Annotated in this window: 34 protein-coding genes; 16 read left to right on the top strand and 18 right to left on the bottom strand. The window is 30.1% G+C overall.

Going from position 1 to position 18,191, the window contains the following annotated elements; genetic code table 11:
• Positions 1-253: 253 nt before the first annotated feature.
• The 3 genes from rluF to MK115_RS05170 form a co-directional block, all read right to left on the bottom strand.
• The gene (rluF, locus tag MK115_RS05160; RefSeq protein ID WP_287609914.1) at positions 254-976 is read right to left on the bottom strand and encodes a 23S rRNA pseudouridine(2604) synthase RluF; all 723 of its coding nucleotides are present in this window, start codon (positions 974-976) and stop codon (positions 254-256) included.
• A 150-nt stretch (positions 977-1,126) separates the two neighbouring features.
• Positions 1,127-1,372 (bottom strand): DUF1651 domain-containing protein, encoded by a 246-nt coding sequence (locus tag MK115_RS05165; protein WP_011818690.1) that lies wholly within the window; start codon positions 1,370-1,372, stop codon positions 1,127-1,129.
• A gap of 32 nt (positions 1,373-1,404) precedes the next feature.
• Positions 1,405-2,043, bottom strand: a complete 639-nt coding sequence (locus tag MK115_RS05170; RefSeq protein WP_287609916.1) for an SOS response-associated peptidase — start codon at positions 2,041-2,043, stop codon at positions 1,405-1,407.
• A gap of 190 nt (positions 2,044-2,233) precedes the next feature.
• Between MK115_RS05170 and MK115_RS05175 the strand changes: the two genes are divergently transcribed.
• The 3 genes from MK115_RS05175 to MK115_RS05185 all read left to right on the top strand — a co-directional run bounded on the left by MK115_RS05175 (position 2,234) and on the right by MK115_RS05185 (position 2,990).
• Positions 2,234-2,380: a hypothetical protein gene (locus tag MK115_RS05175; RefSeq protein WP_271475670.1), complete on the top strand. Its 147-nt coding sequence runs from the start codon at positions 2,234-2,236 to the stop codon at positions 2,378-2,380.
• A gap of 248 nt (positions 2,381-2,628) precedes the next feature.
• A complete protein-coding gene (locus tag MK115_RS05180) occupies positions 2,629-2,814 on the top strand; it encodes a DUF8647 family protein (RefSeq protein ID WP_025891023.1) in 186 nt (61 codons plus the stop codon).
• Between the two features lie 11 nt (positions 2,815-2,825).
• The gene (locus tag MK115_RS05185) at positions 2,826-2,990 is read left to right on the top strand and encodes a hypothetical protein (RefSeq protein ID WP_179850885.1); all 165 of its coding nucleotides are present in this window, start codon (positions 2,826-2,828) and stop codon (positions 2,988-2,990) included.
• 67 nt (positions 2,991-3,057) lie between these two features.
• Here the strand turns inward: MK115_RS05185 and MK115_RS05190 are convergent, their stop codons facing one another.
• Positions 3,058-3,225 (bottom strand): hypothetical protein, encoded by a 168-nt coding sequence (locus MK115_RS05190; RefSeq protein ID WP_025938525.1) that lies wholly within the window; start codon positions 3,223-3,225, stop codon positions 3,058-3,060.
• A gap of 59 nt (positions 3,226-3,284) precedes the next feature.
• Complete coding sequence (locus MK115_RS05195; RefSeq protein ID WP_011818695.1) at positions 3,285-3,596, bottom strand: DUF3303 domain-containing protein; 312 nt, start codon at positions 3,594-3,596, stop codon at positions 3,285-3,287.
• Between the two features lie 294 nt (positions 3,597-3,890).
• Between MK115_RS05195 and MK115_RS05200 the strand changes: the two genes are divergently transcribed.
• From MK115_RS05200 to MK115_RS05235, 8 genes are all read left to right on the top strand, one after another.
• Positions 3,891-4,151 (top strand): hypothetical protein, encoded by a 261-nt coding sequence (locus MK115_RS05200; RefSeq protein WP_287609934.1) that lies wholly within the window; start codon positions 3,891-3,893, stop codon positions 4,149-4,151.
• A gap of 73 nt (positions 4,152-4,224) precedes the next feature.
• Complete coding sequence (locus MK115_RS05205) at positions 4,225-4,392, top strand: DUF8642 family protein (RefSeq protein ID WP_287609936.1); 168 nt, start codon at positions 4,225-4,227, stop codon at positions 4,390-4,392.
• Positions 4,393-5,087: 695 nt separating this feature from the next.
• A complete protein-coding gene (locus MK115_RS05210) occupies positions 5,088-5,231 on the top strand; it encodes a hypothetical protein (protein ID WP_011818700.1) in 144 nt (47 codons plus the stop codon).
• Positions 5,232-5,343: 112 nt separating this feature from the next.
• Complete coding sequence (locus MK115_RS05215; protein ID WP_209040299.1) at positions 5,344-5,574, top strand: hypothetical protein; 231 nt, start codon at positions 5,344-5,346, stop codon at positions 5,572-5,574.
• 2 nt (positions 5,575-5,576) lie between these two features.
• The gene (locus MK115_RS05220) at positions 5,577-6,029 is read left to right on the top strand and encodes a MauE/DoxX family redox-associated membrane protein (RefSeq protein WP_287609940.1); all 453 of its coding nucleotides are present in this window, start codon (positions 5,577-5,579) and stop codon (positions 6,027-6,029) included.
• Positions 6,030-6,090: 61 nt separating this feature from the next.
• A complete protein-coding gene (locus MK115_RS05225; protein WP_287609941.1) occupies positions 6,091-6,609 on the top strand; it encodes a DUF411 domain-containing protein in 519 nt (172 codons plus the stop codon).
• 105 nt (positions 6,610-6,714) lie between these two features.
• Complete coding sequence (locus tag MK115_RS05230; protein ID WP_025893438.1) at positions 6,715-6,852, top strand: DUF3721 domain-containing protein; 138 nt, start codon at positions 6,715-6,717, stop codon at positions 6,850-6,852.
• Positions 6,853-7,113 (top strand): hypothetical protein, encoded by a 261-nt coding sequence (locus tag MK115_RS05235; RefSeq protein ID WP_025979844.1) that lies wholly within the window; start codon positions 6,853-6,855, stop codon positions 7,111-7,113.
• A 28-nt stretch (positions 7,114-7,141) separates the two neighbouring features.
• Here the strand turns inward: MK115_RS05235 and MK115_RS05240 are convergent, their stop codons facing one another.
• The 7 genes from MK115_RS05240 to MK115_RS05270 form a co-directional block, all read right to left on the bottom strand.
• Positions 7,142-7,339: a DUF2839 family protein gene (locus MK115_RS05240; protein ID WP_011863232.1), complete on the bottom strand. Its 198-nt coding sequence runs from the start codon at positions 7,337-7,339 to the stop codon at positions 7,142-7,144.
• 407 nt (positions 7,340-7,746) lie between these two features.
• A complete protein-coding gene (locus MK115_RS05245; RefSeq protein ID WP_025891822.1) occupies positions 7,747-8,037 on the bottom strand; it encodes a hypothetical protein in 291 nt (96 codons plus the stop codon).
• Positions 8,038-8,230: 193 nt separating this feature from the next.
• Positions 8,231-8,401: a hypothetical protein gene (locus tag MK115_RS05250; protein WP_198513551.1), complete on the bottom strand. Its 171-nt coding sequence runs from the start codon at positions 8,399-8,401 to the stop codon at positions 8,231-8,233.
• A gap of 189 nt (positions 8,402-8,590) precedes the next feature.
• Positions 8,591-8,866 carry a hypothetical protein gene (locus tag MK115_RS05255; RefSeq protein ID WP_287609950.1) on the bottom strand — a complete coding sequence of 92 codons (276 nt, stop codon included), beginning with the start codon at positions 8,864-8,866 and terminating at the stop codon, positions 8,591-8,593.
• A gap of 366 nt (positions 8,867-9,232) precedes the next feature.
• Positions 9,233-9,367, bottom strand: coding sequence for a hypothetical protein (locus MK115_RS05260; RefSeq protein ID WP_257469985.1), 135 nt, complete (start codon positions 9,365-9,367; stop codon positions 9,233-9,235).
• Between the two features lie 181 nt (positions 9,368-9,548).
• Positions 9,549-9,764, bottom strand: coding sequence for a DUF2839 family protein (locus MK115_RS05265; RefSeq protein ID WP_025893443.1), 216 nt, complete (start codon positions 9,762-9,764; stop codon positions 9,549-9,551).
• A 2-nt stretch (positions 9,765-9,766) separates the two neighbouring features.
• Positions 9,767-9,997: a hypothetical protein gene (locus tag MK115_RS05270; RefSeq protein ID WP_287609954.1), complete on the bottom strand. Its 231-nt coding sequence runs from the start codon at positions 9,995-9,997 to the stop codon at positions 9,767-9,769.
• A 154-nt stretch (positions 9,998-10,151) separates the two neighbouring features.
• On the opposite strand from MK115_RS05270, the gene MK115_RS05275 reads away from it, so the two are divergent.
• A complete protein-coding gene (locus MK115_RS05275; protein ID WP_275040625.1) occupies positions 10,152-10,277 on the top strand; it encodes a hypothetical protein in 126 nt (41 codons plus the stop codon).
• Positions 10,278-10,550: 273 nt separating this feature from the next.
• On the opposite strand, the gene MK115_RS05280 is transcribed toward MK115_RS05275, so the two are convergent.
• The 3 genes from MK115_RS05280 to MK115_RS05290 form a co-directional block, all read right to left on the bottom strand.
• Positions 10,551-10,907 carry a hypothetical protein gene (locus tag MK115_RS05280; RefSeq protein WP_287609958.1) on the bottom strand — a complete coding sequence of 119 codons (357 nt, stop codon included), beginning with the start codon at positions 10,905-10,907 and terminating at the stop codon, positions 10,551-10,553.
• Positions 10,908-10,987: 80 nt separating this feature from the next.
• On the bottom strand, positions 10,988-11,287 hold the full coding sequence (locus MK115_RS05285; RefSeq protein WP_079334479.1) for a hypothetical protein: 300 nt from the start codon (positions 11,285-11,287) through the stop codon (positions 10,988-10,990).
• Positions 11,288-11,302: 15 nt separating this feature from the next.
• Entirely contained in the window at positions 11,303-11,584 is a 282-nt protein-coding gene (locus MK115_RS05290; RefSeq protein ID WP_025971298.1) for a DUF3764 family protein, read from the bottom strand.
• 138 nt (positions 11,585-11,722) lie between these two features.
• On the opposite strand from MK115_RS05290, the gene MK115_RS05295 reads away from it, so the two are divergent.
• Both MK115_RS05295 and MK115_RS05300 read left to right on the top strand, forming a co-directional pair.
• On the top strand, positions 11,723-13,066 hold the full coding sequence (locus MK115_RS05295) for a sodium-dependent transporter (protein WP_287609963.1): 1,344 nt from the start codon (positions 11,723-11,725) through the stop codon (positions 13,064-13,066).
• Positions 13,067-13,440: 374 nt separating this feature from the next.
• Positions 13,441-15,144 carry a protein adenylyltransferase SelO family protein gene (locus MK115_RS05300; RefSeq protein WP_287609965.1) on the top strand — a complete coding sequence of 568 codons (1,704 nt, stop codon included), beginning with the start codon at positions 13,441-13,443 and terminating at the stop codon, positions 15,142-15,144.
• A gap of 42 nt (positions 15,145-15,186) precedes the next feature.
• On the opposite strand, the gene MK115_RS05305 is transcribed toward MK115_RS05300, so the two are convergent.
• The 3 genes from MK115_RS05305 to MK115_RS05315 all read right to left on the bottom strand — a co-directional run bounded on the left by MK115_RS05305 (position 15,187) and on the right by MK115_RS05315 (position 16,080).
• Positions 15,187-15,609 (bottom strand): cupin domain-containing protein, encoded by a 423-nt coding sequence (locus MK115_RS05305; RefSeq protein WP_287609967.1) that lies wholly within the window; start codon positions 15,607-15,609, stop codon positions 15,187-15,189.
• A 53-nt stretch (positions 15,610-15,662) separates the two neighbouring features.
• Positions 15,663-15,824 carry a DUF8681 family protein gene (locus tag MK115_RS05310; protein ID WP_179852273.1) on the bottom strand — a complete coding sequence of 54 codons (162 nt, stop codon included), beginning with the start codon at positions 15,822-15,824 and terminating at the stop codon, positions 15,663-15,665.
• A 73-nt stretch (positions 15,825-15,897) separates the two neighbouring features.
• Complete coding sequence (locus tag MK115_RS05315; protein ID WP_011863245.1) at positions 15,898-16,080, bottom strand: hypothetical protein; 183 nt, start codon at positions 16,078-16,080, stop codon at positions 15,898-15,900.
• Positions 16,081-16,229: 149 nt separating this feature from the next.
• On the opposite strand from MK115_RS05315, the gene MK115_RS05320 reads away from it, so the two are divergent.
• Together MK115_RS05320 and MK115_RS05325 are read left to right on the top strand one after the other, a co-directional pair.
• On the top strand, positions 16,230-16,499 hold the full coding sequence (locus MK115_RS05320) for a DUF1651 domain-containing protein (RefSeq protein WP_287609975.1): 270 nt from the start codon (positions 16,230-16,232) through the stop codon (positions 16,497-16,499).
• Positions 16,500-16,660: 161 nt separating this feature from the next.
• The gene (locus MK115_RS05325; RefSeq protein ID WP_287609977.1) at positions 16,661-18,184 is read left to right on the top strand and encodes a ferredoxin--nitrite reductase; all 1,524 of its coding nucleotides are present in this window, start codon (positions 16,661-16,663) and stop codon (positions 18,182-18,184) included.
• Positions 18,185-18,191: the final 7 nt, after the last annotated feature.

Consider the following 18,191-nt stretch of genomic DNA (forward strand, 5'->3'; position numbering starts at 1 on the left):
GGTTTTATTTAAACTATCAATACATTAAGGTCTTAAAGAAAAAAATAAATCTCTCGTTCAAAACAAACTCTCCTTTTTAAAAAAAAATTTTTATTATAAATAAAAAAACATTTGAGTAATTCTGATTTTGATAAAAATGGTATAGACAGCTATGGATTACATTGGCTTCAATACGCTGCGTTTGTTATAAGTGCATCTGCTATTTATTTTGGCCAATTAACTTAAACTTCCAATGACTTTTATTGCCTTTTGATTATTCATATGTTTTTGAGGAGTTTTCGAGTAATCTATTTAATTCCAAGAGTTCTTCTTTACTAAGTTCTCTATATTTTCCTGTTGGCACGTCTAACTTAATATTCATAATTCTTACACGCTTTAATGATCGTACTCTATATCCTAAGGCCTCACACATTCTTCTAATCTGACGGTTAAGTCCCTGTGTGAGTATTATTTTAAAATTTCTTGGACCCAATTGTTTTACGAAACAATTTTTAGTTATTGTGTCTAATATTTCAACTCCATTACTCATACTTTGAATAAAGTCGCTATTAATAGGACGATTAACTTTTACAATATATTCTTTTTCATGATTATTTCTTGCTCTGAGTATTTTATTTACGATATCTCCATCATTAGTTAAGAAAATCAATCCCTCACTGAGCTTATCTAATCTTCCGATGGGGAAAATTCTTTTAGGATATTTAATGAAATCTATTACATTATTGGGTTCTACTTTTCTATCTGTTGTGCAAACAATTCCTACAGGTTTATTAAAGGCTAAGTATATGTTTTTTTGTCTCTTTGATTTTTCTATTCTTTGACCTTTAACTTCAACTTGGTCACTATCTTCTACTTTAGTTCCAATTTCTGGAATTTTGCCATTAATGGTTACCTTTCCTTCTAGGATTAATCTATCTGCTTCTCTTCTAGAACAATAACCGACTTCACTTAAATATTTATTTATTCTGGTAGCCATTTTGGATGTTTCATTTTTATCTGCACTAAAAAAATAATTTACTAATCTCCTAATATTTTAGATCGGATGTCAATTTTAGTTAATATTCTCATTATTGAATTTCAGATTATTTTCATCAGTAATTTATACCGCACAGATCTAACTCTCTTTTTAATTCCAATTTTTTTCAATTTTCCTCCATCCCTTAGAAAGTAATCTTTCATAAATTTCTCTAGCTAAATCTATTTCAACAGAAACTGTATTTGTCATTACTGGTGGTTTGTTTCCTAATCCCCCCACTATTTTTCCAGTATCTATAAACATATACTCAAAAACTCCATCAATACTCTTATCGTTTTTCATAAATCTTTTAACTTCTGACCTATTTGAATTAATCAACCAATAAGATTTAGCCATTAATCTAACCTTGGAATTAGTAAGCGTTCCATTTAAAACAAACTCATTTGATCAGTTTCTTTTTTCTTTACATCCTCTACTAGCCAACCATCAGGGGACCAACTCATCATGATTGCAAATAATCCTCTTAATTCATCTGCATCTTTAACTTGCTCTGTCCATTGTTCCTCATATCCATTAGGAACGATCACAGGCATGCGGTGATGTAAAGGTTTAATTAAATCATTTGGTTCAGTTGTTAAAACGCAGCAACTCTCAAGTTCTGCTCCATCTGGTGAGGTCCACTTACTCCAAATTCCTCCCAACCAAAAAGTCTCATAATTCGCTTTTCGAACACGATATTTTTTTTCAAAAAAACCGCTCGCAGGTATTAGGCACCTTTTATGTTTCCAACTTCCACTAAATAATTTTTTTTCTTCTACGGTTTCTGATCTTGCATTAAATGGTCTTGGTCTCTCTTTATCAAATGGGTCTTTCGCCCAAGGGGAAATAAAGCCCCATGTCATAAAAGTAGTTTTAATTCTTCCTTCGTTTTTAATTACAAGCACAGGATCATTAGGTCTTATTAGATTTTGAGTCTCGTATTTAGAATCAAGTCCACTTGGATAGTCTTGTTTCAAAACCTTTGGCAACTTCTCAAATTTAGTTTTCAGCTCAAATCTTCCGCACATTGATTTTTAAAATATTTTTAAAACTCACTTAAAAAAAACAGTAAATTTACCTTATTTTAGATCTACTTTCAGTTTTCTCAAATAAAAAACAAATTTTTTATGGTAGAAAGTTTTTATCTAAATAATTAAAAGAAAATATAGATATTGAAAAGCTTCCTCAAATTTAATTTGAATGTTTCAAACTTGAGTTATGACAGATCCTATTCTTTATTTATCTATGTTATTGGGACTTGGAGGAGTTTATGTATTAATCTCTTCCTTCCATGATGATGACGATGGTGATGATGATGGAGAAAAATATATTTATAATCTCGAACAAACTTATTTAGCAAGATAGTTGATTTGTTTATAAAAACATTATCAACAAAAAGTTACTTTCAAAAAATAAGTTTCCACTGAAAATAGTTTTGTGGGAGTAACGGAAATATTGACTTTCTTTTAAAAATACACTTGATCATTATATTTATTTTTAAATTAGGTTGTTGGTCCTCTATCCGTATATGTTTGTGCCTTAAACCGTACATTTTTATTAGTCGATTAATAAGCATGCCTAGTTAGAACTTAGTGGTAACAAAGATAAATTAAATGCCTTCAACACCAATAAAATCTTGTAATAAATATGTGTTGAGTTACAAAGATTCAACAAATAAGACACATGAAGTTGGCTTCTACGCGCGCGATGCATACGATTGCCTAATGCTTGCGAGAGAATTCAACACTTACGTACATGACAATCCAGGATCTGTAATCAGAATCCAACAAAAATTTTGAGGAAATTAATTATGAATTTAAAAAGATCACCATTCGCAATTCAAGATAAAAATGCAAGAGATCTTGATAATGCAAAAGATTATCCAACAATTGCAGATTTAATGAGAGAACAGAAAGTTCCACAAGATTACGCAAATACAGTTCACCATCGTAGAGATTTAGACTCTCTCGGTTAGTTTACGAGAATGGCTATTTACTAATTTTTAAAATTAACGATTATGATAAATCCGATTTCTGATTCATTCATAAGATAATATTTTCTTCCTCAAGTTTTTTTTTAAGCTCTATAGGCATATATGCAATATCTTTTTTTATTGCATTAATGGCATCTCTATACTTTTCAGGTTCAGCTAAAAGCATTTTTATTAAATTGTATTGACTTTCAATTTCTTCAGAAGAAAATTTTCCCATAAAAAAATGTACTACCCTTTTATATTAAATCAACAGTCAAACACACAAAAGATTAACTATTAGTTAGAGGCTGCTGCAATTTCTTTATGGACGGAAAGAAATTCTTTATCCGTTAGAACTGGTGTAACTTCAATTTCTACGCCAAAATTATCGACCCAGATACTACTCCATTTCCAAATGTTCTGATGGTTTGAAGATTCAACTATTGCCCAACCATTAGCTCCCTCAGGATTTACTACTCGATTAAGAACTTTAAACCCATCAAATTCATCACCTTCGCATCCTCCTTCAACAAAACCCGCAAAAGCTTCGGCCCCTTGCATATGACTTTCTTGATCTGGAAATTGCCAGTGTACGATGTAAGTTTGCATGAATAAAATTATTTTTTTAATTATTAATTATCGAATTTAAAAATTAAATAAAAAGTCTTTAAACACTAATTAAAAAGGGCTTAAGCCTAAAAGGAAAAATAGCAAAAAAAAAGACTCTTACGAGCCTAGGTGATGGGGACTCCTATAATGACAAATTAAACAGAAACAAACAACCCCATCAATAGGTAATTTTAAATACTTACAAACACCATATGTAGTGCTAAGATTTTAAAAAGGCTGGGTGATGGGGATTATCCCGCTTTTTGATTGGGGCGAAGCTAACGCCCTTTTTTTATGGAAAAATTTACTTTAATCAATAAAGCCAGATCGAGGATTAAAGTATTTGAACCTTTTGAAGATAGTTCTAAGAACTCTTCTATGATTAATGCAATTTTAATCTCTTATGGTTGCGTTTTTAAGCGATCAAGTAAGCCAGTTATGAAAGGCTCTAGGGTTGAATCTATCGAAGAAGCGAGAAACGAATATAAAAAACTTTTAGAGGAAGGGTGGGAAAAAACTTATAGATTCAATAGTTTTTTAAAAAAAAAATGGTGAATAGGTACTTTACCTAAAATTTGACATTATTAAAAATTAATTGCTAGATAAGCTTCAGAATGGAAGATTGAACATGAAAAATGACATTTATTCAAATATTAAAGATTCAGATGCTTTGGAAAGTTTTTTTGAATGTATAACTTCTTGTAGCATCAATAGTGAGGGAGTAGATTGCACAACAGCATGTTATGTAAAACATTTAGAACCAAACAATATCGATTACCCTTTAAAATTTTCATAAGCAAAGCTTATTGATAATTGTTATATTTCATTGATGTTATTCCCACCTCCTCAAGTTATTTTTGGTCTATTGCTTTTATCTATAGCAGTAGTTCTCATCTGGGATATTAGATACAATCCTTTTGGAGAAGACGAAGACGGAATTTAATCTTCAACTAGGAAGCTGATTTGTAGGTGGTGCGTGAAATTGCCGTTTCTTTCTTTTGAGTCTTTTGTAAGCGACTAAAGAGCCTAATAATAACAATGTAATAGCTATTGAGTTAATCATATCAAGTAGTTTTATATATATAAAAACAAATATGTTCTAAATATCAATGACTAAAGTTATTTTTTCAAAAAGTGATTAATTATGGACTAATTTTTAATATTTAGCTTTTTCATTAGGTACCTAAAACAACCAAGAGAAAATGCTTATCTGACCAAAAGTAATTGCTATGCAATAAGAATCACTTTTTCTTATTTCTCATTTGATATTGCAGAACAGCTTTTAGATGTTGTACTTCTTTTTCTAAAGTCTCAATTCTTTTTTCTAGTTCTTCATTAGTTGCCATATTTTTTAGAGATAAATTCCTTGATATTTATACTATTAAAAAAGCGACTTGTTACTCATGGTAAATGTCTAATAAGTAATAGAACCTATTGATGTGCATAATCTCTCTAGATAAATTATGCAGAGTATAAATTTAGGGGTAATTTATGAGTGGAGATTATGAGACACTAGAAATAAATCAACCTAAAATTACATATTTTCAGAAAAGATCCGAAAATAATACAGAATGGTTAGATGAATTAATCAACCAAATTGAAGATATGAAAAACAATATATCCAAATCTGCTTAATGACAGAAAAAGAGTTGAAGGAATTAGAGAAATTTGCAAAAGAAAATGGATACAATGACGAGCTAAAAGATATATATTTAAGGGAAGTTATTGACAGAAATAAAGAATACGAATGAGATCAAATTTTCGACCAAATATTCGACTAGCTACAAACATTCTTTTAGTTATTGGTACTTTTGCTATTGCTTTAAAGATTGCTCCAATAGCAGAGGTATATCAGGAAAAAAATTTATGTATTAAATATTTAAAACATCAAATAGATCGAGACAAACTTATCAAAAGACTAAAAATAGTTAAACAAGCAAATCCATCTAGTATTTGTGACTCTATCCTTAAAAGTTAAAAATGAAGATTAAGTCATTTACCCCCTTAATTGCAGTCTTTGGTACTTCATTTCTGATAACCATTTCATTACTTAAAAGTTTCCAAATTTTTATGGGGATATCAATTTGTCTTTTAGCGATGCTCAAGCTTATGGATATTGAAGCTTTTGGAACAAGTTATAAGAAATATGATTTAATATCTTCTAAATTTGATAGCTGGATATATATTTATCCTTTTTGCGAATTATTAATTGGAATAAGTTTTCTTAATTCTTCTCCACCCTCTTTAATTATTTTTATTGCCCTAATTTTAGGAATTTCTGGAATGATTTCAGTATTTAAGGCTGTTTATTTGGATAAATTAAAATTAAATTGTGCATGTATTGGTGGATATGCAAAAACTCCTTTGGGAATTATTAGTTTTATCGAAAATCTTTTAATGGCAATTATGAGTGTCTTAATTTTGATTAAATAGCGATTTAATAAATTTTCATTTATGTTTAATCTAAATATCATATTTAATCGTGGTAATTAGTATGGCACTTAATAAAATATTTATGAAAAGAGGATTTTTAAATTATCTAATTTTTTCTGGAATTCTTTTTACAAATATAATTAATCCAAATAAGAGTATTGCTTTAACTCAAGAAAATATAGATATCCCAAAAGTTGTTTCTTACAGATCAGCATCATGTGGTTGTTGCAAAAAATGGATCAATCATTTAAGAGATAATGGATTAGAAGTTGTTGATAATATAGTTGAGGATGTTTCAGTAATTAAAAACCAATATCAAATTCCCAATAATCTGAGATCATGTCACTCTGCTCAAATAGCTAACTATACGATTGAAGGACATGTCCCGATTGAATCAATCAACAAACTTTTTAGAGAAAAACCAAATATCAATGGGATAGCAGTTCCTGGCATGCCACTTGGCTCTCCAGGGATGGAAATGCATTCTCACGAATCGCACTCTCATGATTATGAGAACTACAAAGTAGTTTCATTTAGTAAAACTGGCAAAACAAAAATATTTGATAAAATCTCTCCTTAATACAAATACTTATTTGAAATAATGCATATTTTTCTTAGAAATTTTAAATTTTTTATTTTTTTATTTTCCTTATCTCTAAATTTCAATAGTTATTCGCATGCACATATGAGGGGTACATTTCTTTCTGAAGAGGACGCCGAAAATAGATCTTTAGAACTTGGTTGCGAAGGAATACATAAGAATCAAGATAAATGGATGCCATGCAAAAACGAAAAAGAATTACATATCTATTTGAGGAAATAGATGGAAAAATTAAAAACAAATCAAAGAAAAATTCACAGAAAAATAACCGCAATTTCAGCAATCCCCTTACTAATTACTATTGTATCTGGGACTATTTATAGTATTCTTCAACCATTAGGAGTAGATGCTTTTTGGTTAATAAAATGGCATACGGGTAATTTTGGCATTATTAATTTGCAACCTTTTTACTCGATATTTCTTGGTATAGCTTCAATAATCTCAATAATATCTGGCGTTAAACTATTACAAAAAAAATCTTAGATATATTCTAAGCCAAGCCAAAATCTAACTAATTAATACTATTTGCGCCCCCACTTACTAAGAAAATTATCGCTCCTAGTGCCATTGTTGCTACACCCATATAAGGGTATTTCTTAATTCTTGATTTAGTAATTGGAAGCCATGAAAGGTATCTATCAGATTTATTTAATTCATTTTTTTGTCTAGGTGGCAATCCTAATTCTTCTCTTCTTTTAGCTTCGCCCATAATCTTAAATTTGTTTATGTATCAATATTAAAAATTATGTTCTACACCTGCGAGTTAACTTTATTAAAAACAGAGGTCCTTTATAGATAAACAAATTATTTAAAATTTATTTAGCCTTCTTTAAATATAGATTCTTTGTATTTGCCTGATCTGATGTAAATAACAAAATTAATATAGTTCCAACTAGAAATGAAAAAATCATTGTCAAACCAACAACTTCAACCATTTCACTAGGCAGATAATTTAGAAACATAATCAATAGATCTCTTATTTTAAACTTAGCAATTGTATTTTTTATGTAAAGTAAGTATTCCTCCTTAAATTTCGAAAAGAACTTTCTGAGACTTTTTAATCTTTATTTATTTTTATTTGCGGGATAAATCTAGTTCTAGCCGATCACAATTTTCTTACTTAGCTATTCCTATTTTCTTAAGCAATTTCAGGTAAGGCAAGGCCCAATTACCAAAGGTAAAAGAGATTGTCGTATTTTTTGTAGTTGGTAATAATGTTTTAGAACGTGTAGAGGCTAATTTAGAAAATATCTTAATAGTCTCTGCTTCTAGATTATCCATATACAATTTTTTTTGAACACCTCGATCTTTCTTTTGGGGCAAATAATTTTCTATAAACCATAAAACTTGATCTAAATTTGATTTATTGGGTGAGGTTTTAATTTGTTTATTTTTCTTTTTAAACATATTTATTTACCTCTTAATTACTGAATTAAATTTGCCATTTATATAATTTAAATCAATAGTAAAAGCATCAAAATTATGTTCTTTTTAATAATCGATAATCGAAAAAATAAATTAATAATTACGTTATTTTTATAAAAATAAAAAAAAGAGAGGGATAAAACCCCCTCTTAATTGATCAGTTTCAAAAAAGAATTTAATTTTTTGAGTCTTTCAATTTCATTTCTTTTTGTGTTTTCCTGATTCTTTCTTCAAAGACGGATCTTCTGTATGGAGTAACTTCTCCACTTTTAGTAGCCAAAAGTTGGGCTTCATATAGCCTATTGGCTCTTTTGATTTTTTCTCTTATTTGTAAGAGGTTATTCATGGTCTTTTGCAGTTAATGAGAATCCCGTTCCCTACTCCCATTTCATGCGTCCAGAGATATAAACTTGGATGAACGTTAGTGAACGATAACATCTTTAAAAAAATTCCGCGAGAGTAATTTTTACTAAATTTTTCTCAAAAAAATAAATATTGAATAGATAGTATAAATAAGGTTTTAATATTTCCTAAATTAGGATAAGAAAATTGTTTGCGACCCATCATTATTATCCTGAATCACTATTTTTTTATTTGGGAAAATATCTGATAATATTCTTTTCAAATTTGAATTATCTGAAGGAATTATATTACTCATATTTTTTGAATTAATTTTCCAATTTTCATCTACAAATAGTTCTTTATCATCACCTTTTTTATTCTCCAGTGATGTCTTATTTAGAATCTTAAGTAACAGTTCTGAATCATAATCTTTAAATTCTTCAGGGCTCTCTTTTAAATTTTCAATCATTATTTAGAAATCTAATGTTTCTAAATCTTGCATAAGAAATTTGAAGAATACAAGGTATTAATTACCTAAAAATTTCTCTTAAGATAAAAAATCCAGATGCAATTAAAATAATTTTCTTTAGAAAATTTAATTCCAAAATAGCTAAAGAATGATATTTAAAAAGATTAATTAATCATTTACACCATTTATTTACTTGTTAGGTTGCAATTAAGGGATTCAGAAAAGATGCCAAGAGTAATTAACAAAAAAATTAGACTTTTAAGATGGTTAAACTCAGGCATGATACTACCATTTATCATTATGGCTGCATCCTCATCAATCATTCTTTATGGTGTTTTATTTATCCTAATAAAATAGTTTTTTAATTTAAGCAGCTAAGTTTTCCTCAGATTTAGACATAATTATTGCAGCTTTTTTTAATAAACTAACTACTTCTTTTCTTCCAACTGCATTATCAGCTTGACGCATTATTTCATAATATTTTTTATTTATTTTCTTCATAAATAGTTTTAATTTAATCTAAAATTACAACACCATATGATGGTGTCAACTGTAAATAATTCTCATATATTATTTCTTTGATTATTTTTGCACAATAAAAATTGCTCATTTATTATCCTTCAAGTTTTTTTAATTGATGATGCCAAAAAATCATAAATATCAAAATTAATAATCCTTTTAATTAAGCTATATTGAAGGATTTGAAAACATAAAATAAACCTCCGATTAGGATCAATATTGCAGCTCCATAAAAAAGAAAAGGGATAATTGGATATTTATACAATGTAGACCTTACTTTTTGTTGTATGGCTTTTTTATCAAGTTGAGGCAACTTTATATCTTCAGTTTTTTCTCTAGGCGGAATACCTAAATTTTTTCTTCTCTTTGCCTCTCCCATAATTAATACTGAGGTATTCCCATACATTTTAAATAATTGTTATCAGCTAAATCTAAAATTTGATTCCATTCTTCATGAGATGTTTCCAAATTATTTTTAAAATCTTTTTCAAATTTAAGAATACATCTTTTTTCTATATTTTCTGGAGAATTATAATTTCTTAAAAAAGAAACACTCAAATAAGATAATGATGAAAAAACTATAATTATTTTAGCAATCCTAAAATTATTCATACCTTAAATGATATTGCCTTATAAAAAAATAAGGTACTTGTTGGTTTTATAATTAATTTAATCTATTAAAAACAATTATCAAATGATAAATTCGGTGAATTTTAACCATTTGCCTATTCAGGATTTGGTTGTTTCAGGGTTAATAATCTTTATAATGTCGACGATTATTGCCAATATTTATGACCCATTATTAGGAATAACTTATGCATTTGGGAATATACTTACTCTTACTTTTTTGAGCTGGTTATACAAAGAGACTTGGAGTGATCCAAGGAAATAAATCTAATTAAGACAAAAGATAAATAAAAAACTACTTCTGTATTTTTAATTTTGAAGAATACTTTAAATTAACAATGTACGTTGCAAGAAGAGAAAGTATCAAAAAAAATAATAAGCTTTCCAAGGTAGATTGGGGCATAACCATGAGTAGTACCAAAAATGATATATCTTTAAAGAAACGAATTCTGAAAAAAAATCAACCCTTTCATTATTTTTTATTCTCAAACTTATAAATTTAATTTATCTTATAAAATCTCTGAGATTTAGATTGATTTTAATTTGAAAAATATTTTTCTGCCCTCCTAAAGGCTTTTATTGCTCCTTTATAATCAAGACTTTTTAATTTTTCCTTACTTTTTTGTTCCAGCATTTTTACTATTTCATTTCTCTTTATTTCATCAATTTTCAGCTTATGATCGAATATAAGATCAAATTTTGAGGAATACAATCTAGATAATTCTTCTCTATATTTTTCAATAATTTTTTCATCACAAGATTTGGATTTCAATATTGCATTAGCCTTCATTTTGTCATCTATTGCCCCTTTAAAATTTCCTAGTTTAAATTTCTTTTCACTTGATCTAGTTAGCTTAATAATATTTCCCAATATCAATTCATTAGAATCTTTCATTTATTTATCTGAGCCTAGGTTAATGCTATCAGAATAAAGAAAAAACAACTTATTTTTTTAATACTCAAATAATTAAATAATTAACCAATAACAAGTCCTTTTTCAAGAAGTAAATCGAAAACCTCCACACTTTTCGTTTTCCCAAATTGGGGGGGTTTATGTAAATCTAATATTTCAGCAAGGCACATAATCCAATAAGTATCTTTTTTTAAATTTAGACCTTCGCAAATATGGGTGGGGGCCGATTTAAAACAGCCAAAATCTGTTGATATATTAATGTTCATGATTTGAGTTTCAAGTTCCAGACTTAAAAGTTCTATTTCTTGCTCAGAAAGGGATGTCCCAAAAGAATATGATTCAATTAAAAGTTGATAATTCATAAAAGATTTATTTTTTCAAGAAATCCATCGAGTTATTTTTGTACCCGCATAAATATGCCCTGAAGCTTCAACAATAGGTTTTGTTTCAGGATTCATAAAAATATCGTATAGAACATTTTCTGGTCCTTGAAAAATTACAGTTGCCCTTTGAGGATCATCTAATGATTTACCAATATAAAATGTTTTAACTCCCATTTCTTTAAACATCGACTGCTGTTCCTCAGCATTCATATGAGATTCATATTGTTCAAACGTATTACTTAGTTGAAAATCTAGAATAGTCGTTTCAATGGTCATGGTAGTTATAAGATATTTTTTAGATTTTAAATCTTTTTGCAAAAAAATAATTGAATAAAGATTAGTTTTTATTAAGCAATGTATTAACTAATTTTTATTTATGAGTTATAAATCAACTATAAAAAACAGATTTTAATTTTGGACTCAAAAATTTCTCCAAGAGAACAATGGACTAGTAAGTTGGGATTCATTCTTGCAGCTGCTGGTAGCGCAGTAGGTCTTGGTAACCTTTGGGGTTTCGCCTACAGAGCCTCTCAAGGTGGAGGTGCTGCTTTTGTACTTTTATACATACTAATCGTTTTAATTGTATGCCTTCCGGTATTTGTTGCTGAAATGGCTTTAGGAAGAAACGCTACTGCCAGCACATTGCTTGCACCAGTAAAGTTAGCTGGAAAAAATTGGTATCCATTAGGAATTCTTTTCTTTATAGCTCCCTTGGGAATAGCATCATATTATTCAGTCATAATGGGGTGGACCGCAGATACCTTGTTCCATTCATTATTTTTTGGATTACCAAAAAATTTAAGTGAAGCAGAAACTTTCTTTGGCTCAATTAGTAGTGGTAGCAGTGTTTTATTGGGGCACCTATTAAGTCTTGTTCTTACAGCCATAATAGTTTCATCAGGGATAAAAAAAGGAATCGAAAAGGTAACACGATTCTTTATGCCTATACTTTTTATAATTCTTCTATCTCTAGCAATATGGGCCACTTCACTTTCAGGCGCATGGGAAGGATATAAAACATTTTTGTTTAAGTTTGACTTTGATGAATTAAGGAACCCTCAAACCATAAGAAATGCTTTTACACAAGCTTTCTTTTCTTTAAGTTTAGGAATTGGAGTTATGGTGACTTATGCTTCCTATCTAAATAAAAAGAGTAATCTTCCAAAACTAAGTGTTGGAGTTGCATCATTGGATACTTTGGTGGGTCTTATGGCAGGACTTATTACTTTTCCTATTGTTTTAACATTTGGTTTAAGTGATGCTATTTCTGAATCAACAGTTGGTGCATTATTTATATCAATTCCTACGGGCCTTGGTTCATATGGAGCGGTTGGAAGAATTGTAGCTGTTGCATTTTTTGCACTAGCTTATATTGCAGCAATAACTTCCTCTGTTTCATTATTGGAAGTTCCAGTTTCCTCTTTAATGGATAAATTTGGTTTTAAAAGAGAAAAATCTGTTTGGCTGATAACTCTTTTCCTATTCTTAGCAGGCATTCCTTCTGCATTGAACTTAAACATTCTTGGAACTATTGATTCGATTTTTGGAGGTGTATTACTTATCTTTGGTGGATTCTTGGTTACTTTCTTTATGGGATGGGTAGTACCTGGAAAGTTTAATGAAGAACTTAGTGATTCAAAAGTTGGAATCAAAACGACACGTTATTTGAAATTCATGACAAGATGGGTTGCGCCCCCAATTATTGGTTTTGGACTATTTATTAGTGTGTTTGATTTGCTGAAAGGCTGGGTAAGTTAGAAAATTTTTACAAGAAATATAGTGCGGAAATAAGGGGGGTGGTATAAGTCGATCAACAAATTAAATCGTAAAACTTTTTGCACATTATTTGAAAGCAAGCTTAAAAAAACTTGTCAATATATTTGTATTTGCAGTCGTTCTTGTTTAAAAAGTTGATGTGTTGGAGAAGTTCTTTTTTATTTTTTAAAAGCCAAAAATTTTTTTCCAAAAAAATGTCTTACCGCAGATATTTTTTTAATTAAGTATTAACTTTTAACTTATATTTAATCTCAAACGTATCGCCAAAAACCATCCCTAATAGAATCTATATAAGATACATTTAGGTGTTTAATTTAAAGAAATTAGAGCGCCTAAAAGAATAGATAACAAATTTGATGTCAACCAAATCTGATTCATTAAAAGGAAAGCTTACAGAAAATTTTTCTGAATTTTCTCAACTATCTGACTATTCTTTTATGAATTCTCTTAAAGCAGATCCTCAATCAACAAAAGATGGAAATGATCATAAGCCGCGTTCAGTATATTCAGGTCATTACGTACCAGTTGTTCCAACTGCTATTCCAGAACCAGAATATATTTCCCATAGCAACAAACTTTTTAAAGAACTAAGGCTAAGCTCAGATCTTACTAAAGACGAGAATTTTTGTCGTTTTTTCTCAGGTGATATTTCTGTTGCTAATTATCCAATGAGTCCTGTTGGTTGGGCAACAGGTTATGCATTATCAATTTACGGAACTGAATATACCCAACAATGTCCCTTTGGCACTGGCAATGGTTATGGCGATGGCAGAGCAATTTCTGTTTTTGAAGGTTTATTCAATGGGAAAAGAATGGAAATGCAACTTAAAGGAGGAGGTCCAACTCCCTACTGTCGTGGAGCAGATGGCAGAGCTGTCTTAAGGTCTAGCGTACGAGAATTTCTCGCACAGGAATTAATGGATGCCTTGGGAATCCCTACCTCAAGATCTTTAACACTTTATGTCTCACGTTCAGAAATAGTTAGAAGACCGTGGTATTCCAAAGGGTCCAGATATTTTGAACCTGATATCATGATTGATAATCAAGCGGCAATTACTACGAGAGTCGCTCCATCTTTTTTACGTGTAGGCCAGATTGAACTTTTTGCAAGACGAGTTCGTAATAATGCGCATGATGAGGCCCTCAATGAACTAAAGATGATAGTTCAACATCTAATTGATAGAAATTATAAAGATGAAATTGAATATGAGATTTCAATTGAAAGTAAAGTAATAAAACTGGCTTCTTTATACAGATCAAGACTTATATCACTTATAGCCAACTGGATGAGAGTTGGTTATTGCCAGGGTAATTTCAATAGTGATAATTGTGCTGCTGGAGGTTATACCTTGGATTATGGCCCCTTTGGATTCTGTGAATTATTTGATCCAAGATTTCAACCATGGACAGGTGGAGGTGAACATTTCTCATTTTTTAACCAGCCTTCTGCAGCGGCAATCAACTTTAAAACATTCTGTTCCTCTCTTAGTCCGTTACTTTCACAAAGCAAACAAGATCAAGAAAAGTTAGATCAAATCGAAAAAGACTTTTCTGAATTAATGAATAAGGAATTGATGAAAATGTGGGCAAACAAGCTTGGTTTAGAACATTACAACGAAACTCTAATAAATGAATTTTTTAATCTCATGGTCATTTCAAAAGCAGACTATACAATTTTGTTCCGTAAACTCTCTGAAATCCCTGATAACTTAGATTCTTTAAAAGACTGTTTCTATTTACCAATTAATGACGAGCTCAATAATAGGTGGGAAGTATGGCTTGAAAACTGGCAATCAGTCTTGAAGAAAGAGGGAAATATTAAAGCAAAATCGGCATCAATGAAATCCCTTAATCCAGTCTATACTTGGCGCGAATGGATGGTCGTTCCCGCATATGAAGAAGCTGAAAAGGGAAATTACAAAAAAATAAAAGAGTTACAGGATGTCTTTAGCAATCCATATATAGAACAACCCTCAGAAATAGATCAAAAATATAATCGACTAAAGCCAAGCCAGTATTTTAACTATGGAGGAGTATCTCACTACAGCTGTTCTTCATAAAAGTTTAATCCTCATACTGATAGAACAACTTTGAGAAAAATCTTATTTATTTATGGCCGTAGGCATTCCAACTACTGATACAACTCCCACATGAAGTATGGCCGGCTTCTTCCCAACATTTTTCACATAGTGGGGGCCCCCATTATTACTCTCTATAAATGCATCACCCGCTTTAAAGAAATTAATTTCTTCACCCCTCACATGCTTTAATCTTCCTCTGGTGACATGAATCAACATTGGGGAAGGATGAGTATGAATTGGAGTTTTCAAGCCAACTGGAATTTTTACTTTTAAGAGTCTTAATTCAGGCTTACCCTCGAGATAATTAAAATTTTTACCACTTAGTCCTTTTGAACTTTGAATAATAGGTATAACTTCAATCTTTTCTTCAGCAAGAGAAGGTTGTGGTAAAGCTAAAGTCCCAATAAAAAGGAAGCAAAATGGAATAAATTTTTTTAATTTCATTAGATATTTGAGTTTCACTAATAATAGGTAGTTTGCAAAAATAATAAACTAATTTATTTTTTATATAACTTTTCTAATTGCTTAATTTCCTCTCTTAAATCCTTACCTCTCTTATTTAATTTATTATTTTTAATAACTATTGGGATAATCCACCAGGCTTGAAGACCTAAAAAGATAAATACTAGGATCAATAATTCAAAAGTACCAGGCTGCATTTGATAAATAACCCTTCTTTGTTAATAACATTATTCTAAAAGTTATTAAACATTCATGAGATATTCAATATTTCTAGGCTGCCTCTAATTCAATGTTAAGTTCAATTCCCTTTGAAATGATTGCTTCTTTAAATTCAATAAGTTTGGAAATTATTCTTTGCTTCTCAGGATCAGTTTTATGGATATCATCTACAACTTCCTGCATTGCAAGTGTTACTTTTTGTAGTTTGATTTCTAGATCTTCCCTGTAATTCATAAGCTTAAAGAAATTATCTTATTTATTAAAAAACAAAATAATTATTAGTAAATAAGTACTTAACCTTAAAAGGATTGACAGCAAAACAAGGAGGATATAATTTATAGTACAAACGTATTAATAATCAACCAGCCGATTAAAGGTAAAGTATGGAGCCTAAGTACTCATTTGGTTGTAGCACTAGCAAACCCAACGGATGCCTACTAAATCCCGAAGGCAGCAGAATGATCTTTTTCGAAGAATGCAAAAATTCTCCTAAACCTAATTTAAAAATTCATACTCATCTTTTCTACACAAATCACCTTGGAGAACCTGGAGGGTACAAATCCTCTGAAAAACTCAACATAGATTCAGCCTGGGAAAAGTGGCACGAACTTCACCAAAAAGGATGGACAGAAGTATCTCATAATTACGGATAAGTGATCCGGCCAAGAAAAAGCCTTTATTTCTATGAGCTTAAGAGTTTCCTAAAATATGGAATTCGGTGTCAAAAATAAATAATCAATATTTATTGACATTTGTATATGAGGAAACATTAAATTGTCTAAAATCTCATAAGAATAAAAGAATAAAAATTAATATGCAATATTATTTAAATGATAAAAAATTAAATAAGATTGAAAAGCAAAAGGCGGAGAAAGATGGTCTGAAAATTTTTGAAGAATTAGATGATTATGCTCTTAAAGGGTGGGAAGAGATGGATGAAGTAGATTTGCAAATGCGCTTAAAGTGGTATGGCCTTTTTTGGAGACCAAAAACTCCTGGAAGATTTATGATGAGGCTTAGAGTTCCCAATGGAATTCTGAACTCTAATCAGTTGAGAGTAATCGCGTCAATAGTCGCTAGATATGGAGAAGACGGTTCTGCAGATATAACAACTAGGCAAAATATTCAATTAAGGGGGGTTTTGATAAATGATCTACCAGATATTATTAAAAGACTTAGAGAGGTTGATATTACATCCGTTCAGTCTGGAATGGATAATCCAAGGAATGTTACTGGCAATCCACTAGCGGGAATTGATCCTGAAGAAATTATAGATACAAGAAAATATACTTCTGAATTAGAAAATTACTTAACAAATTCTGGTAATGGCAACCCCGAATTCTCGAATTTACCAAGGAAGTGGAATACTGCAGTTGCAGGAGCAAAAGATAATTTTCTTCTACATAATGATCTTATCTTTCATCCTGTTTTTAAAAATGGAATATTAGGCTTTGGTGTCTGGGTAGGAGGAATTTTATCAGCAACTTTGAATGCTTATGCTATACCTCTAGATGTCTGGGTAGAAGAAAAAGATATATGCAAAATAACTGGAATTATTTGTTCCCTTTGGCGAGATAATGGAGATAGATTTCTAAGAAATAAAGGAAGATTTAGATATTATTTGAACTCTATAGGTATCGAAAAATTTAGAGAACTTGTAGAAGAAAAATTTGGAACTTTATCGAACGATCCAGGCTCAATTTTCAACGAAAAACAAAGAAGTTTATTTGGGATTAATAAACAAAAACAGAATAATCTTTACTTTGCTGGATTACACATTCCGGTAGGAAGATTATGTGTAGAAGACATACAAGAAATTGCAAGATTAAGTGAAAAATATGGACAGAGTGAAGTAAGACTAACCGAAGATCAAAATCTAATTATTGTTGGCCTGAAAGATAATATTTTAGAAGAATTTGGTAATGAAGAAATTATTAATAAATTCAAATTAAATCCATCCCATTTTTCAGCGAGTACTGTTTCATGTACAGGGAGTAGTTATTGTAGCTTTGCTCTTGCAAATACCAAAGATATAGCAAGGAATATTTCTGAAAAATTAGATCGAGAACTTGAATTATCAGAGGAGGTTAAAATCCATTGGACAGGTTGTCCAAATAATTGTGGACAAGCTCATATGGGTGGTATTGGCATGACTGGTACAAAGGTAAAAAAAGAGGGAGGTGGAACTGAGGATGGATATAATGTCAGTATTGGAGGAAGACAAGATCACCTGCAAACTTTAGGTGAAACCGAATTTAAAAAAGTTAGTAAACATGAAATTTATAATTTAATCAAAGAAATTTTAATCAACAAGTTTAATGCAAAGTTAAAAACCTAAAATATAT

The sequence above is a fragment of the Prochlorococcus sp. ALOHA_ZT_50 genome, assembly GCF_022447305.1.
Classification (GTDB): Bacteria; Cyanobacteriota; Cyanobacteriia; order PCC-6307; family Cyanobiaceae; genus Prochlorococcus_A.

Coding starts and splice junctions, on each gene's coding strand:
- rluF (WP_287609914.1), bottom strand. CDS start 976: ATGGCTACCAGAATAAATAAATATTTAAGTGAAGTCGGTTATTGTTCT.
- MK115_RS05165 (WP_011818690.1), bottom strand. CDS start 1,372: ATGGCTAAATCTTATTGGTTGATTAATTCAAATAGGTCAGAAGTTAAA.
- MK115_RS05170 (WP_287609916.1), bottom strand. CDS start 2,043: ATGTGCGGAAGATTTGAGCTGAAAACTAAATTTGAGAAGTTGCCAAAG.
- MK115_RS05175 (WP_271475670.1), top strand. CDS start 2,234: ATGACAGATCCTATTCTTTATTTATCTATGTTATTGGGACTTGGAGGA.
- MK115_RS05180 (WP_025891023.1), top strand. CDS start 2,629: ATGCCTTCAACACCAATAAAATCTTGTAATAAATATGTGTTGAGTTAC.
- MK115_RS05185 (WP_179850885.1), top strand. CDS start 2,826: ATGAATTTAAAAAGATCACCATTCGCAATTCAAGATAAAAATGCAAGA.
- MK115_RS05190 (WP_025938525.1), bottom strand. CDS start 3,225: ATGGGAAAATTTTCTTCTGAAGAAATTGAAAGTCAATACAATTTAATA.
- MK115_RS05195 (WP_011818695.1), bottom strand. CDS start 3,596: ATGCAAACTTACATCGTACACTGGCAATTTCCAGATCAAGAAAGTCAT.
- MK115_RS05200 (WP_287609934.1), top strand. CDS start 3,891: ATGGAAAAATTTACTTTAATCAATAAAGCCAGATCGAGGATTAAAGTA.
- MK115_RS05205 (WP_287609936.1), top strand. CDS start 4,225: ATGAAAAATGACATTTATTCAAATATTAAAGATTCAGATGCTTTGGAA.
- MK115_RS05210 (WP_011818700.1), top strand. CDS start 5,088: ATGAGTGGAGATTATGAGACACTAGAAATAAATCAACCTAAAATTACA.
- MK115_RS05215 (WP_209040299.1), top strand. CDS start 5,344: ATGAGATCAAATTTTCGACCAAATATTCGACTAGCTACAAACATTCTT.
- MK115_RS05220 (WP_287609940.1), top strand. CDS start 5,577: ATGAAGATTAAGTCATTTACCCCCTTAATTGCAGTCTTTGGTACTTCA.
- MK115_RS05225 (WP_287609941.1), top strand. CDS start 6,091: ATGGCACTTAATAAAATATTTATGAAAAGAGGATTTTTAAATTATCTA.
- MK115_RS05230 (WP_025893438.1), top strand. CDS start 6,715: ATGAGGGGTACATTTCTTTCTGAAGAGGACGCCGAAAATAGATCTTTA.
- MK115_RS05235 (WP_025979844.1), top strand. CDS start 6,853: ATGGAAAAATTAAAAACAAATCAAAGAAAAATTCACAGAAAAATAACC.
- MK115_RS05240 (WP_011863232.1), bottom strand. CDS start 7,339: ATGGGCGAAGCTAAAAGAAGAGAAGAATTAGGATTGCCACCTAGACAA.
- MK115_RS05245 (WP_025891822.1), bottom strand. CDS start 8,037: ATGTTTAAAAAGAAAAATAAACAAATTAAAACCTCACCCAATAAATCA.
- MK115_RS05250 (WP_198513551.1), bottom strand. CDS start 8,401: ATGAATAACCTCTTACAAATAAGAGAAAAAATCAAAAGAGCCAATAGG.
- MK115_RS05255 (WP_287609950.1), bottom strand. CDS start 8,866: ATGATTGAAAATTTAAAAGAGAGCCCTGAAGAATTTAAAGATTATGAT.
- MK115_RS05260 (WP_257469985.1), bottom strand. CDS start 9,367: ATGAAGAAAATAAATAAAAAATATTATGAAATAATGCGTCAAGCTGAT.
- MK115_RS05265 (WP_025893443.1), bottom strand. CDS start 9,764: ATGGGAGAGGCAAAGAGAAGAAAAAATTTAGGTATTCCGCCTAGAGAA.
- MK115_RS05270 (WP_287609954.1), bottom strand. CDS start 9,997: ATGAATAATTTTAGGATTGCTAAAATAATTATAGTTTTTTCATCATTA.
- MK115_RS05275 (WP_275040625.1), top strand. CDS start 10,152: ATGTCGACGATTATTGCCAATATTTATGACCCATTATTAGGAATAACT.
- MK115_RS05280 (WP_287609958.1), bottom strand. CDS start 10,907: ATGAAAGATTCTAATGAATTGATATTGGGAAATATTATTAAGCTAACT.
- MK115_RS05285 (WP_079334479.1), bottom strand. CDS start 11,287: ATGAATTATCAACTTTTAATTGAATCATATTCTTTTGGGACATCCCTT.
- MK115_RS05290 (WP_025971298.1), bottom strand. CDS start 11,584: ATGACCATTGAAACGACTATTCTAGATTTTCAACTAAGTAATACGTTT.
- MK115_RS05300 (WP_287609965.1), top strand. CDS start 13,441: ATGTCAACCAAATCTGATTCATTAAAAGGAAAGCTTACAGAAAATTTT.
- MK115_RS05305 (WP_287609967.1), bottom strand. CDS start 15,609: ATGAAATTAAAAAAATTTATTCCATTTTGCTTCCTTTTTATTGGGACT.
- MK115_RS05310 (WP_179852273.1), bottom strand. CDS start 15,824: ATGCAGCCTGGTACTTTTGAATTATTGATCCTAGTATTTATCTTTTTA.
- MK115_RS05315 (WP_011863245.1), bottom strand. CDS start 16,080: ATGAATTACAGGGAAGATCTAGAAATCAAACTACAAAAAGTAACACTT.
- MK115_RS05320 (WP_287609975.1), top strand. CDS start 16,230: ATGGAGCCTAAGTACTCATTTGGTTGTAGCACTAGCAAACCCAACGGA.
- MK115_RS05325 (WP_287609977.1), top strand. CDS start 16,661: ATGCAATATTATTTAAATGATAAAAAATTAAATAAGATTGAAAAGCAA.